The following is a 13,027-nucleotide window of genomic DNA, read 5'->3' as shown; positions in this document are numbered from 1 at the left end:
TTGCGCGGCGTACACCACATATTAAGTCTTGTGGAACACAACTGGAACAGATAGTGTTTGTTCTGGTTTTGTTTTTTCGATTCCGTTCAAAAGGATCGCCCATGCTCACGCGTAAACAACATGAACTTCTGCTCTTCATTCATGAGCGCCTGAAGGAGACGGGCATCCCGCCATCATTCGACGAGATGAAGGATGCTCTGGATCTTGCCTCAAAGTCCGGCATCCACCGGCTTATCACGGCCCTGGAAGAGCGGGGCTTTATTCGCCGGCTTGCAAACAGGGCCAGAGCGCTGGAAGTGCTGCGCCTCCCGGACTCCATTGCGCCGGGGCTCAACGCCCAGAAGAAATTTTCGCCAAGCGTTATCGAAGGCAGTCTTGGGCGGAATGTCACCCCTCCCCGTCCACAGACGCGCTCCGTAGATGACTCGGCCTCCACCATCGTCAGCATTCCCGTCATGGGCCGCATCGCTGCCGGTGTGCCGATTTCCGCAATTCAGAACCAGACCCACATGATCGGCCTGCCGCCGGACATGATCGGCAATGGCGAACACTATGCGCTCGAGGTCAAGGGCGACTCGATGATCGAAGCCGGGATCTTCGATGGCGACACGGTGGTCATCAAGCGCAGCGACACTGCCAATCCGGGCGAGATCGTGGTTGCTCTGATCGATGATGAGGAAGCAACGCTAAAGCGTTTCCGGCGCAAGGGTGCTTCCATCGCCTTGGAGGCTGCGAATCCGGCCTATGAAACCCGGATCTTCGGCCCGGATCGGGTACAGGTGCAAGGAAAGCTGGTTGGTCTGATCCGCCGCTACTAGAACGAGTCATTGATCTTGCAATCTTCTACTCCGAATTCGCGTCCCGGGTCTGACGGGAGTCGTAGTTTGCGAGATTTCGGGCGGCCCGAGAATAGATTCGGTAGCTGTTCCACGGGCGATCAGGCGGCCCTACCGCGTAGGTAACGGTCGCCGAAACCAGCCGTTCAATGTGCTCAGTATATGCCTGCGGAAAGAGCTGTTGCGTAGAGGTGATGGTGCCCGCCTCGCCCAAGAGATTTAACGGTTGGCGGCGAGACGCGTGCAACCTGATTTCGGCGCTTCCATGCAACGCGAGGTCGCGTTTGGTGATGACCAACGTGGCCTTCTCGCTGCAGAATGCTTCCGGGCCCGCAAAGGCCAGAATAACGATGTCACCCTCGGCACAGGCCGACGCCCTTTGTGCCACATCATCCGTATAGGCAATGATCAGGCCGCCTTGCTCGCGCGCGGTGCAAAGCTTGCCTGTACAGGTAAACTGCGTTTCTTCAGGATTTGCTTCGCCCCTCAGTGGCCCCATCACGACATTTGCTGCATATCCCTGTTGCCAGTTGTTCAGTGTAAAAGCGCTACTGTGGGACCTATTGACCGCCAGGCTATTGCTTTCAGTTCGAAGTGCGACAAGCTTGCCCGATGTCCGGTTCCTGCGCTCGCATCATCCAGATAGCCGCGCCCAGCATCAGGGGGATGCCGCATAGCCGCAAACGAGTTGAAAATGCGAATGACAGTACGAGACCGATGCTCATGCAGATCAGGGTTCCCTGCGGCATCAAACCGAGATTGCCGCTTGGGGAGTGAGAAGCAACCATGTGGGCAACTGCTATCACGGCCTTAATCCCGTAGCCCATGACAGCAAATGGCAGCCAATCCAAATCGAATGGCATGGCGAGCAAACCGAGCACAGCAAAAGGCATGACAAGCGTCGAGATCACCGGAAGTGCAAGCGCATTGCCAATAAGTCCAAATGGAGCGGTATTGTTGAAATGGTAAGCAGCGAAAATCGAACTCACGCTACCGGCAACGAGTGATGTCATCGCGATGGCCCCGATATGTCTTGCTGCTTTCATCGGGAGCGTAGCTAACAACGGGAAGCTTCTTCGGGATACCCCCCTATTCTGTCCCCTACTTTTTTACCGGATAGCGAGCCGAGAAGCCCGGTAAGAGTGCCAGAATGGCACGCAGCGAACCGATTATCGTTGCAGCAACCAGGGCCATGTGAAAGCCGGAAATCGATAGGATATGCGAAAGGCCGCTCAACCGCATCGCGTTGTTGGTGGTATCACTGATACCGTCGCGCTGGCCCGTGATCAATGATGCGGCGATATCGCCTGGCTCTCCTTTAATGTTACGCAGGATACGCAAGGTCAGCTGTTGCCTGATATTTGCGATCGCGACCAAAATCGCGGGACGTGTCGTGGCAGTCACCGGGACGATGTCCGCCCTTCCCAACAGGAAGCCGTTGGCTCCAATACCCCGATAGTAATTGTAAAGGCGAAGTCATAATTGCCCGGGCGCACCGGGCCCGACTGGGGTCGCAGATGGACGAGAGCGGACAGGCCGTCACCAATCTTGACGTTGCGCGGCAGTGCTCTGGCGGAAACGACGACGCGATCGGGTCCGTAGCGAAGCGCAGGCCGCGTCGTCGAGATAACGTCCATTGTCACCCGCCATCCGCCCTTGGCATCCTTCGCCATAGCCACGATACGGCCAGTAATGCGGGTCGTAATTTCAGAGCCAAGCATTCTGGTGCTGGATCGTATGGTTTCGAGCTTTGCGCAGAGCATACCGGCAATGATCGCGATACATAGCAGAAGGAGGAGGCGCGCCATGGCGCGCGCATGCGCCAGAGCATGCAGGCCTGCAACGGCCGTCAGTCCACACAATATTGCGCTGAGCCTCGGCTCTGTGGCAGCGGCAAAATAGAAAATGGCACCGGTGCCGGTAAAAACCGGCACAAGCAAGAACAGTTTACCGCGCTCCATTTCGCTGTTGAGAACCGTTGGGACCGCGCGACGTATGGAACTGATTTGCGAGCGTGCAAACCCTTCGCGCTCGGGTACTGTTATGGCAAAGCGATTGTCGTCGATTGCTGCAGCATCCGCCGCTACCATCGTGAGGAGCGAGTCCACAGGCGGCATTTCCGTGGAGGAAGAAGAGCCGCTCGCTCGTCTTCGTCGTGGCAACAGGACCTTCCATTTGCCTCCAGGTTCCCCAATACCCTTGCACCACAGCGTTGCTATGCTACATGAACGCCAGATCAATTCGATTGGACGTTCGGCTAATACGCCGCGCCTCCCCCGGAGTACCCATGTCATCTTCAGTCGTTACCCGTTTTGCCCCATCCCCGACCGGCTACCTGCACATTGGCGGAGCCCGCACCGCGCTTTTCAACTGGCTGTATGCCAAGCATACAGGCGGCAAGATGCTGCTTCGCATCGAGGACACGGACCGCGAGCGCTCTTCGGAGGCGGCGGTAGCAGCCATTCTCGATGGTTTGAGATGGCTCGGTTTGGATTGGGACGGTGATGCAGTTTCGCAATTCGAGCGCGCGCCACGTCATCGTGAAGTCGCAGAAGAACTCGTCGCCAAGGGCAAGGCCTATTATTGCTATGCCTCCCCGGCCGAGCTCGAGGAAATGCGTGAAAAGGCCCGGGCCGAAGGTCGTCCGCCGCGTTATGACGGTCGCTGGCGCGATCGCGACCCGAAAGAGGCTCCTGCTGGCATCAAACCGGTCATCCGCATCAAGGCGCCGCAAGAAGGTGAAACTCTGGTGCGCGACCAGGTACAGGGCGACGTGCGGTTTCCCAACAAGGATCTGGATGATTTCATCATCCTGCGCTCAGACGGCAACCCCACCTATATGCACGCTGTCGTCGTCGATGATCACGAAATGGGCGTTACACACATCATCCGTGGCGATGACCATCTGACCAATGCTGCTCGTCAGACGGTGATCTACAACGCCATGGGCTGGGATGTTCCAGTCATGGGTCATATACCACTCATTCACGGCGCTGACGGCGCAAAGCTCTCCAAGCGCCATGGTGCCCTTGGTGTCGAAGCATACCGTGCGATGGGCTACCTGCCGGCAGCGCTGCGCAATTACCTCGTCCGTCTGGGCTGGAGCCATGGCGATGATGAGATCATGTCCGACGAACAGATGATCGAGTGGTTTGAAATCTCGGACATCAATCGCGGTGCCTCGCGTTTCGACTTCCAGAAGCTCGAGGCCATCAACGGCCATTACATGCGTTTTTCCGACGACGCAGATCTGGTGAAAGCGATGATCGATGTCCTGCCGGAGATCGAAAGCGGCGCGGAGATCATGGCGCGGTTGAACGACACGACGAAAGGCCAGTTGCTTGCCGCAATGCCAGGTTTGAAGGAGCGCGCGAAGACACTCGTTGAACTCGCTGACAGCGCCAAATACCTCTTTGCGCAGCGTCCTCTCACGCTTGATGAAAAAGCCGCCGGTCTACTGAATGAGGAGGGTCTGAGCGTGCTTTCCGGTGTCCTGCCTGCCCTCTCTGCAGTCGATGACTGGACCGCCGAAGCGCTTGATGCTGCGGTGCGTGTGCATGCCGAGCAAACAGGTTTGAAGCTTGGTAAAATCGCACAACCTCTACGTGCCGCTTTGACTGGAAGAGCAACGTCACCGGGTGTTTTCGACGTCTTGGCAGTCCTTGGAAGGGAGGAATCATTGGGCCGGATAGAGGACCGGATAAAAGGATAGTCTCGGGCAAAATTGAGTGCATTTTTGCATTGCAACATCGTGCCTTTCGAGTACGGTGTCGTGCCTGAGAAATTCATGAATACGACCTCGCTTGAGGCAAGTGCTTTTGCGCTGGATCAGCGCAAGCTGAAGCAAGAAAGGAACGGCAATGTCTGAAAACAGCGTCAACATCGATCTGAATGGTCATGAGTTCGCATTACCCATCAAGAAGGGGACCATCGGACCAGATGTCGTGGACATTGGTACTCTCTACAAGAACACCGGCGCATTCACATACGATCCGGGTTTTACTTCCACGGCATCCTGCGAGTCGCAGATCACCTACATTGACGGCGACGAAGGAATTTTGCTGCACCGCGGATATCCGATCGAACAACTCGCCGAACACGGCGATTTTCTGGAGGCCTGCTACCTGCTCCTTTACGGCGAACTGCCTACCAAGAGCCAGAAAGCGGATTTCGATTATCGCGTGACGCATCACACCATGGTGCATGAGCAAATGTCGCGCTTTTTCAGTGGTTTCCGTCGCGACGCGCATCCGATGGCCGTCATGGTCGGCGTGGTTGGTGCCCTGTCAGCATTCTATCACGACTCGACGGACATTTCGGATCCGCATCAGCGCATGGTCGCTTCGATCCGCATGATTGCCAAGATCCCGACTCTTGCCGCCATGGCCTACAAATATCACATTGGCCAACCATTCGTTTACCCGAAGAACAATCTCGATTTCGCGACCAACTTCCTGCATATGTGCTTTGCGGTACCCTGCGAGGATTACGTTCCGAATCCAGTGCTCGCCCGCGCAATGGACCGTATTTTCATCTTGCATGCGGATCACGAGCAGAATGCCTCCACGTCGACCGTTCGTCTTGCAGGCTCTTCCGGAGCAAACCCCTTTGCCTGCATCGCAGCCGGTATCGCCTGTCTGTGGGGCCCCGCTCACGGCGGTGCAAACGAAGCAGCGCTGACCATGCTTGGCGAGATCGGCACTGTGGACCGCATTCCGGAATATATTGCCCGCGCCAAGGACAAGAACGATCCGTTCCGCCTGATGGGGTTTGGTCATCGCGTCTACAAGAACTACGACCCGCGTGCCAAGATCATGCAGCAGACAACGCGTGAAGTCCTCGCTGAACTCGGCATCAAGGACGATCCACTTCTGGATGTTGCCATGGAACTTGAGCGTATTGCCCTAACAGATGAATATTTCATCGAAAAGAAGCTCTATCCAAACGTAGACTTCTATTCCGGTATCACCTTGAAGGCCCTTGGCTTCCCCACCACCATGTTCACAGTGCTGTTCGCTGTCGCCCGCACGGTCGGCTGGATTGCCCAGTGGAAGGAGATGATCGAGGATCCACACCAGAAGATCGGCCGCCCGCGTCAGCTTTATACCGGCGCAACGCAACGCGATTACGTGAGTGTCGAGAACCGCAAATAGCGTGTTGGACCTCGGATGACGAAAAAGGCGCCAACCAGGCGCCTTTTTCTTTGATGAAGAGCTGTTATTTTTTGGCCAGTTCCAAAACCTTTTCAGCAGCAATTTCGCCAGCGGGCCGATCGGTCTGCATGACACTTGCAATCTTGTCGAAACTTTCCAGCTGGGCGCTGCGCCTGAGGCCAGGAACGAGCAGCTGTTCGAGCTGACGCGCTAGCGGACCCGCACGCACAAACTGGTTGAAGTACTCCGGTACGACAGGTTCGTCCGCGATGATGTTCGGCAGCGCTGCACTCCAGATTTTGATGCGCTGCGCCAGAAAGGTACGAGCCAGCCAATCCGGCTTGTAAGACAGGACTGTGGGTATCCGGGCAAGCGCCAGCTCCAACGATACGGTCCCTGACGCGGCGAGCGCGGCATCGGCATTGGCAAAGGCTCGCAATCTCTCCGTTTCGCCGACGACAATCCGCGGTTGCACTTGCCAGCCAGCCGTCAACTGCCTGACGAGAGGTTCGACCTTTGGTAATGTGGGCAAGGTCACCTTGATCCGGTTGCCGCGGCTCGCCAAAAGATCAATGGTCTCGCCGAATGGACCGGAAAGGCTTGTGATTTCCGATCGTCGGGATCCTGGCAGAACCACGAGCTGTTTTTCTTCCCGCTCGCCCAAGGATGCATCGCGTGCGCGATTGAGTTTCGCTGCTTCGAGAAGCGGTGCATGCGAAACAAGCCTGTGTCCGACATAGGTTGCAGGCGGGCCATCGAGGTCCTTCAGCGTCTGCACTTCAAACGGCAAGATCGCCAAGACGTGGTCGACGTAAGCTCGCATGGCCTTGGCGCGTTCCGGCCGCCACGCCCAAACGGACGGGCTGATATAGTTGATGATGGGAATGGTTGGAGCAGCCGCTCTCACCTTGCGAGCCACGCGATGCGTGAAATCAGGACTATCGATAATCACGAGACAGTCGGGCTTATCGGCGATGATTGCACTTGAGAGCTGCGAAATACGGCGAACAAGCTGCGGCAGTTTGCGCACGATTGCGCTCAATCCGACAAGCGCAATTTCGTGCTGGTCAAACAGACTGTTGAGCCCGAGCGCAGAAAGGTGCTCCCCTCCAACACCGGTCAAAGTTACGTCACCCGGGTACCGATACCGCAGCGCTTGAACCAGGTCGGCGCCCAGAAGATCGCCAGACTCTTCGCCAGTGACAATCGCGAGGCGCAATGGTCTCTCAGTCGCCATCAGACCCTCTCTGCTCGAACGTCTCGATGAACAGGCCCGCCGCGTTAGCGGCAGCTACAGTCTCTTCGTAGCCAAGGATCAACGTACGCCCCGCCTCAATGGCGATGCCTCTGAGTCCAGCCTTAAGCGCGTTCTCGACTGTACTGACGCCAATGGCAGGCAGGTCAGCGCGCACTTCCTGCTGTGGCTTCGCGCACTTGACGAGGACGCCACCCTTGCGATTGATACGTTTGGCCACGCGAAGCTCTGCCACACGTTGCAACATCGCATCGGTGCCTTCGACACCTTCAAGTGCGACAACGCGCCTGCCGACCGCAATCGCGGCCTGGCCGATGTCAAGCGCCCCAATCGTGATCGCGGCTTCGCGTGCAGCATGCATATCCGCAACGCTTTCCTTGTCGGCTCGTTTGCGGGTCAGTGTCCCTGGAGAAGGAGCGAGGATGTCTGGCACGATCTCGTGAGCACCGAGGACGCGAAAACCATAGGATTCGATGGTTGCAATCACAGCGCGCAAGAGGCCATCGTCACCGAGCCTGAAAGCGCGCAGAAAGCGATAGAGCGCAACGAGATTGCCATTACCCGGCCTTAGCGCGGCGCGGAACTCGGGCCTGTGACGAATACCGCCGGCGAGGACGACGTTGGAGATGCCTTCGGCTTTGAGGATCTTGACAAGACCGCCGAGCTCAACAATGGAGATTTCGGCATGCCCACCCTCATAGAGAGCTGGCTCCGCTTCACCCTTGATCGCGACGATCAGCGGATCGCCGCCCTGCTTGCGCAGGCTTTCAGCCACAGCAACTGGCAGCAGCCCATTTCCCGCGACAACCGCAGTGCGGCCCGCGATCGTCGCGGGCGCAGTCACATTCGGCGATGTCTTAGCTGTTGTCGTCACTGTCACTGATCTCGATTGCGGAATCGAGTGGCGGCGTGCAATAGGCACGCTTGGTATCAGTGGTAATGAAATCGATCAGGTCCGCCACGGCGGCAGACTCCGGAAATGCCGCGCGCACATCATCTGCACGACTTTTGATCGACTTTGTCCGGTCAAACAACATGCGAACAGCATGGCGGAGATTATGAATTTCCGGACGCGCCATGCCAGAACGTTTCATGCCAATGATATTGAGCCCACCCAGATAGGCGTGATTACCAATCGCCATACCATAAGGCACAAGATCACTCGCCAAGGCGGCGAGCCCACCGATGAAGGCATGATGACCGACACGTACGAACTGATGAATGCCGGCGCCACCACCGATAATGACATTGTTGCCGATGGACACGTGGCCGCCAATCATCACATTGTTGGAGAACGTGACATTATCGCCGATAACGCAGTCATGAGCCACGTGGGCATATGCAAGGAACATGCAATTATCGCCAACCGTTGTTATACCGAGGCTGCCATCGGTTCCACGATGCATGGTCACGCCTTCGCGGATCACGCAATTCTTGCCAATCACCAAGGTCGTATGGCCACCCTTGTGCTTGGTGTTTTGCGGATCGCCACCAAGAACAGCATTAGGATAGACTTTAGAGCCATTGCCGACTATTGTCCGGCCCATCACGACGACGTGACTTATGAGTTCGACATCATCGCCAATTACGGCTTCAGATCCAATGTGGCAGAACGGGCCAATATTTACTCTGTCCCCGATACGTGCGCCCTGTTCTATGATGGATGTCGGGTGAATTCTGGAATCGGACATCAGGCCCCGGTCTCATCTTCGTCAGGAAAGCTGACCATCGCAGCGACTTCGGCCTCTGCAACCTTGACGCCGTCAACTTCGGCTACGCAACTATACTTGTGAACGTTGCCGCGTTGTTTCAGCTTTGTCACGCGCAGCTTCAATTGATCGCCTGGCACGACAGGCTTCCTGAATTTAGCATTGTCAATGGTCATGAAAAAGACCTTGCCGGGCTTGCCGCTACCATTGTGGAACAGAACAATCGCTCCGGCAGTCTGCGCCATGGCTTCGATGATCAGCACACCTGGCATGATCGGCAATTCAGGAAAATGCCCAGCAAAATGCGGCTCATTGATGCTGACGTTCTTGATGCCGGTTGCCGAGACATCACGATCAATGTCAACGATACGATCGATGAGGAGGAAGGGATAGCGATGTGGCAGGTTCGCCAGAATTTTCTGGATGTCCGCGACGCCGAGGCTGTCCGGCTGCACATTGTCACTCATCTGCACTACTCTCCTTCTTGGTTCGGGTCATCGCACGAACACTGGCGATCTCACGGAACCATTGCTTGAATGGCTGCGCAGGCGCACCAGCCCACCTTTCGCCATCCGGAATATCGTTCATAACACCGCTCGCTGCAGCGATTTCGACGCGTGATCCGATGTTGACATGATCTTTGATGCCGACGCTTCCCCCGAGCATCGTCATATCGCCAAGAACTACACTGCCCGAAATGCCACATTGCGCAGCAATAACGCAATGGCGCCCGATCCGTACATTGTGGGCAATTTGTACGAGATTATCGATTTTTGTGCCTTCGCCGATGATCGTGTCAGCCAAGGCACCACGATCGACTGTCGTATTGGCCCCAATTTCCACGTTGTCCTGAATAATGACGCGGCCAAGCTGAGGCATCTTATCCAGACCAGCTCTGCCAGGAACATAACCGAAACCATCCTGTCCGATCCGGACACCAGGATGCAACAGGACGCGATTTCCCAAGAATGCGTATTGTACGGAAGAATTGGGAGCGACATAGCAGTCGCGGCCAATCTTGCAGCCGTTGCCGATAACGACATTGGCGGCAATCACGGTCCCCGATCCTATCGATACATTGCTTCCGATGATTGCGCCGGGTTCAATCGTCACGCCCTCTTCAATCTCGGCCGTGGGATGAACAATCGCGTGGTCGGAGATGCCGCTATGTCCGCTCCACAAATGCGCGTTGACAGCATTTGGATAGAGCGCTCGGCCGATCGCAGCAAAATCCTGTTGCGGGTGACGGGTCACGATAATCGCGACATTCTTGGGGACGTTTTCTTTAATCTCGTCAGTGCAAAGCACGCCCGCGGCCTTCAACCCTCCAATGTCTTGCGCGTGTTTCTTGCCTTCGATGAACACAAGCGCATCGGGCCCTGCATCGGAGAGCGCCGACAGCCGCGACACCGGCCGGTTTGCCAGAGAACTGTCCACAAGAACGCCATTGGTCAGACCGGCGATCTGACCAATAGTCACGTTCAGCAGTGGCTCATAAAAGATCGGATCGGCCATCGACTAACTTTCTCCCCCGGGGAAACTTGCTCCCCCGGGAGGTCAGCAATCTATCAGAATTTGCTCGATATACCGAAGTTGAAATTCTGGACCTGATCACCTTCTTCTTTCACGACCGGCTGAGCATAGTCGAAGCGCAGGGGCCCGAACGGTGATGCCCACATGATACTTGCGCCGACCGACGCGCGCCACTCCATATCTGTGTTTGATGCTTCCGGCAGATCGTTCCCGTAAAGCGTGGCGGCGTCTGCAAAAAATGCACCACGAATGCCAAGGCTTTCAGGAATGACAGGCATCGGGAACTGTGCTTCGGTCGACGCACTGAAATAGGTCGTGCCGCCGAGGAAGCTACCCTTGCTATCTTCAACAGTTAGATCTCGAGGACCGATACCGGCATATTTGAAGCCGCGGATCATTTCGGTATTGTTCTTGAACAAATCGAATACGCGCAGGTCTTCATCGCCGAAGCCACTGATATGGCCAGCGCCAACGCCAATCAAACCAACGATGTCCATTTCTTCAGACAGCGTCTTGTAGTACTGGCCCTTGAACGTCGTCTTCAAGAAGTTGGCATCGCCACCGATACCGGCGTATTCCTGGAAGAACTTGCCAAAGAGACCGTCATGCGGATTCTTTGTGTCGTCGATCGTGTTGTAGGTAAGACCCCAACTGATGGACGACTTGATCCATGGGCTTTCCTCAGAAGCATCGATATATGCTTGAGAGATCTCGGTCGGATCCGGTTCGCCATTCGGAAGCTTTGCTTCGTCATCAATGTCATACTCTTCCTGCGTGAGGTTGTATGCAATGCTGGCAGTCAAAGCTTCGGTAATCGGCAGTCCGAAACGAATCGTTCCACCTGTCAAATCAGTTTCATACTTGTCGCTAACACCCGACTGACGCTTGTAGATATCAAAGCCGGCCGAAATACGCTGACCGAGGAAGTAGGGCTCGGTGAACGAAAGTGAATAGGAACGGTTGTTATCAAGGCCACCACCGGCAGCAAGGCGAACATACTGGCCACGACCAAGGAAGTTACGCTCGGTAATCGAACCTTCCACCGTTGGTCCCGGAGTTTCGCCACCGGTCGTATAACCACCACCGATGGAGAATTCACCAGTCGACTTCTCGATCACATCAACGACAAGGATCACCTGGTCAGGCTGAGAACCCGGGGCTGTCGAAATATTGACAGTCTGGAAGAAGTTCAGATTTTCAAGGCGGCGCTTGGCGCGCTGGATCAGCACCTGATTGAAGGCGTCGCCCTCGCTGACGTCGAATTCACGACGGATGACAAAATCACGAGTCTTTTCATTACCGCGGATCTCAATGCGCTCGACATAGGCGCGTGGCCCCTGATCGATCGCATAAACCACCGAAATCGTATGGTTCTCGAAGTTGCGGTCGCCACGCGGCTCAACCTTGGCGAAAGCATAACCCTGACCTGCAACCTTCTCGGACACCTTGATGATCGAGTCTTCGACTTCCTTGGCGCTATAGGTATCGCCTTCGCGAGTCTCGACCAGACCGTTCAGCTGCGAGGTATCCACACCCTCAACCGAGCTTTCGATCGTCACACCGCCGAACTTGTACTTTTCACCTTCTTCAACCGTAATGGTGATGGTGTAGTCGTTGGTCGCCGGGTCCAGGTCGGCCGTGGACGACACCACGCGGAAATCGGCGTAACCGCGGTTGTAATAGAACCGGCGCAACGTTTCTTCATCGGCGCGCAGCCGGTCCTCGCTGTAGACGTCATTGCGTGTCAGCCAGGATAGCGGGTTGGAGCGCTTGGTCGAGATCACGTCCTTCAGACGGCGATCACCAAAGGCCTGGTTACCGACGAAATTGATATTGGCGATCTTGGTGCGGTCACCTTCATTGATATCGAAGACAACATTCACTCTTCCTTCACCCAGATCCATGGTGCGCGAAGTGACAGTCGCATCACTGCGGCCGATATTGCGATAGGCAGCGCGGACGGCTTCGGTATCGGCTTCCAGAGTCGTCTGGTCAAATGCAGCGCGCGGCTTCAGCTGCACCGTATTCTGCAGTTGCGGGTCCTTGATCTTCTTGTTGCCCTGGAAAATGACCTGATTGACAACCTGATGCTCAGAAACCTGCACGATCAGCGTGCCACCCGACTGGCTGATGCGTACATCGCCAAACAGACCGGTATTGAACAGACGCTTTGTTGCCGCATCGATGTCAGCATTGGTAAAAGGCTTGCCGGGTGTGATGCCGAGGTTATCGCGAACTGTCTGCGAATCCACACGCGTGTTTCCGCGTACTTCAATGCGGCTTACTGTTGCTGCTTGCGCGGCCGACACCGCGGCCACCGTCGTGACAATCGCACCCGAACTCACAAGAGCCGCTGATATGGCGAGCGCCGACGCTGCACCAACGAATTTTGAACTTGCCGCCATAGGCCTTCTGAACCTTTGTTTCTCGTTGTCCCCGGGCGAGATCCCGGACTTCGCACTTACTCGCACACCGTCATAGCCGGTTTTTACATACACGCAAGGCTTACGGTTAAAATCTGTTTACTTCACACAAAAGCGT

At 56.0% G+C, this 13,027-nt stretch carries 14 protein-coding genes; 4 read left to right on the top strand and 10 right to left on the bottom strand.

The genetic code is table 11. The features are described from left to right. The first annotated feature begins 101 nt into the window (after positions 1–101). Entirely contained in the window at positions 102–818 is a 717-nt protein-coding gene (gene lexA / locus CU102_RS08075; RefSeq protein ID WP_106710600.1) for a transcriptional repressor LexA, read from the top strand. A 25-nt stretch (positions 819–843) separates the two neighbouring features. Here the strand turns inward: lexA and CU102_RS08070 are convergent, their stop codons facing one another. The 4 genes from CU102_RS08070 to CU102_RS08055 all read right to left on the bottom strand — a co-directional run bounded on the left by CU102_RS08070 (position 844) and on the right by CU102_RS08055 (position 2,944). Then, positions 844–1,335: a hypothetical protein gene (locus CU102_RS08070; protein ID WP_106710599.1), complete on the bottom strand. Its 492-nt coding sequence runs from the start codon at positions 1,333–1,335 to the stop codon at positions 844–846. A gap of 85 nt (positions 1,336–1,420) precedes the next feature. Further along, entirely contained in the window at positions 1,421–1,882 is a 462-nt protein-coding gene (locus tag CU102_RS08065) for a ComEC/Rec2 family competence protein (RefSeq protein WP_106710598.1), read from the bottom strand. Between the two features lie 55 nt (positions 1,883–1,937). Beyond that, positions 1,938–2,240: a ComEC/Rec2 family competence protein gene (locus tag CU102_RS08060; RefSeq protein WP_166648342.1), complete on the bottom strand. Its 303-nt coding sequence runs from the start codon at positions 2,238–2,240 to the stop codon at positions 1,938–1,940. After that, positions 2,237–2,944 carry a DUF4131 domain-containing protein gene (locus CU102_RS08055; protein WP_133624440.1) on the bottom strand — a complete coding sequence of 236 codons (708 nt, stop codon included), beginning with the start codon at positions 2,942–2,944 and terminating at the stop codon, positions 2,237–2,239. Before CU102_RS08055 ends, CU102_RS08060 begins: the two co-directional genes overlap by 4 nt. Before the next feature lie 179 nt (positions 2,945–3,123). Here CU102_RS08055 and gltX point away from each other — a divergent pair, with 179 nt between their 5' ends. The 3 genes from gltX to gltA are packed head-to-tail and all read left to right on the top strand — an operon-like array spanning position 3,124 to position 5,989. Next, the gene (gltX, locus tag CU102_RS08050; protein WP_106710595.1) at positions 3,124–4,548 is read left to right on the top strand and encodes a glutamate--tRNA ligase; all 1,425 of its coding nucleotides are present in this window, start codon (positions 3,124–3,126) and stop codon (positions 4,546–4,548) included. 12 nt (positions 4,549–4,560) lie between these two features. Continuing rightward, positions 4,561–4,704: a hypothetical protein gene (locus CU102_RS29735; protein WP_166648343.1), complete on the top strand. Its 144-nt coding sequence runs from the start codon at positions 4,561–4,563 to the stop codon at positions 4,702–4,704. Continuing rightward, positions 4,697–5,989 (top strand): citrate synthase, encoded by a 1,293-nt coding sequence (gltA, locus tag CU102_RS08045; protein ID WP_106710594.1) that lies wholly within the window; start codon positions 4,697–4,699, stop codon positions 5,987–5,989. The genes CU102_RS29735 and gltA overlap by 8 nt, the downstream gene beginning before the upstream one ends. A 64-nt stretch (positions 5,990–6,053) precedes the next feature. Here the strand turns inward: gltA and lpxB are convergent, their stop codons facing one another. The 6 genes from lpxB to bamA are packed head-to-tail and all read right to left on the bottom strand — an operon-like array spanning position 6,054 to position 12,891. Then, positions 6,054–7,229, bottom strand: coding sequence for a lipid-A-disaccharide synthase (gene lpxB / locus CU102_RS08040; protein WP_106710593.1), 1,176 nt, complete (start codon positions 7,227–7,229; stop codon positions 6,054–6,056). Continuing rightward, positions 7,216–8,118 (bottom strand): LpxI family protein, encoded by a 903-nt coding sequence (locus CU102_RS08035; protein WP_106710783.1) that lies wholly within the window; start codon positions 8,116–8,118, stop codon positions 7,216–7,218. The genes lpxB and CU102_RS08035 overlap by 14 nt, the downstream gene beginning before the upstream one ends. Then, on the bottom strand, positions 8,102–8,935 hold the full coding sequence (gene lpxA / locus CU102_RS08030) for an acyl-ACP--UDP-N-acetylglucosamine O-acyltransferase (RefSeq protein ID WP_106710592.1): 834 nt from the start codon (positions 8,933–8,935) through the stop codon (positions 8,102–8,104). The genes CU102_RS08035 and lpxA overlap by 17 nt, the downstream gene beginning before the upstream one ends. After that, the gene (gene fabZ, locus CU102_RS08025) at positions 8,935–9,420 is read right to left on the bottom strand and encodes a 3-hydroxyacyl-ACP dehydratase FabZ (protein WP_106710591.1); all 486 of its coding nucleotides are present in this window, start codon (positions 9,418–9,420) and stop codon (positions 8,935–8,937) included. Before fabZ ends, lpxA begins: the two co-directional genes overlap by 1 nt. After that, positions 9,413–10,468, bottom strand: a complete 1,056-nt coding sequence (gene lpxD / locus CU102_RS08020) for a UDP-3-O-(3-hydroxymyristoyl)glucosamine N-acyltransferase (RefSeq protein WP_106710590.1) — start codon at positions 10,466–10,468, stop codon at positions 9,413–9,415. Before lpxD ends, fabZ begins: the two co-directional genes overlap by 8 nt. A gap of 53 nt (positions 10,469–10,521) precedes the next feature. Then, positions 10,522–12,891: an outer membrane protein assembly factor BamA gene (bamA, locus tag CU102_RS08015; RefSeq protein WP_106710589.1), complete on the bottom strand. Its 2,370-nt coding sequence runs from the start codon at positions 12,889–12,891 to the stop codon at positions 10,522–10,524. Positions 12,892–13,027: the final 136 nt, after the last annotated feature.

Source organism: Phyllobacterium brassicacearum, assembly GCF_003010955.1.
Taxonomy (GTDB): domain Bacteria; phylum Pseudomonadota; class Alphaproteobacteria; order Rhizobiales; family Rhizobiaceae; genus Phyllobacterium; species Phyllobacterium brassicacearum.
Note: the sequence above shows the minus strand (reverse complement) of the source record. Positions and strands in the feature narration are given on the sequence as shown.

Bases quoted from the DNA above. Each gene is read 5' to 3' on its own strand.
- CU102_RS08065 (WP_106710598.1), bottom strand. From the start codon at position 1,882: ATGAAAGCAGCAAGACATATCGGGGCCATCGCGATGACATCACTCGTT.
- bamA (WP_106710589.1), bottom strand. From the start codon at position 12,891: ATGGCGGCAAGTTCAAAATTCGTTGGTGCAGCGTCGGCGCTCGCCATA.
- lpxD (WP_106710590.1), bottom strand. From the start codon at position 10,468: ATGGCCGATCCGATCTTTTATGAGCCACTGCTGAACGTGACTATTGGT.
- fabZ (WP_106710591.1), bottom strand. From the start codon at position 9,420: ATGAGTGACAATGTGCAGCCGGACAGCCTCGGCGTCGCGGACATCCAG.
- gltA (WP_106710594.1), top strand. From the start codon at position 4,697: ATGTCTGAAAACAGCGTCAACATCGATCTGAATGGTCATGAGTTCGCA.
- lpxA (WP_106710592.1), bottom strand. From the start codon at position 8,935: ATGTCCGATTCCAGAATTCACCCGACATCCATCATAGAACAGGGCGCA.
- lexA (WP_106710600.1), top strand. From the start codon at position 102: ATGCTCACGCGTAAACAACATGAACTTCTGCTCTTCATTCATGAGCGC.
- gltX (WP_106710595.1), top strand. From the start codon at position 3,124: ATGTCATCTTCAGTCGTTACCCGTTTTGCCCCATCCCCGACCGGCTAC.
- CU102_RS08070 (WP_106710599.1), bottom strand. From the start codon at position 1,335: ATGGGGCCACTGAGGGGCGAAGCAAATCCTGAAGAAACGCAGTTTACC.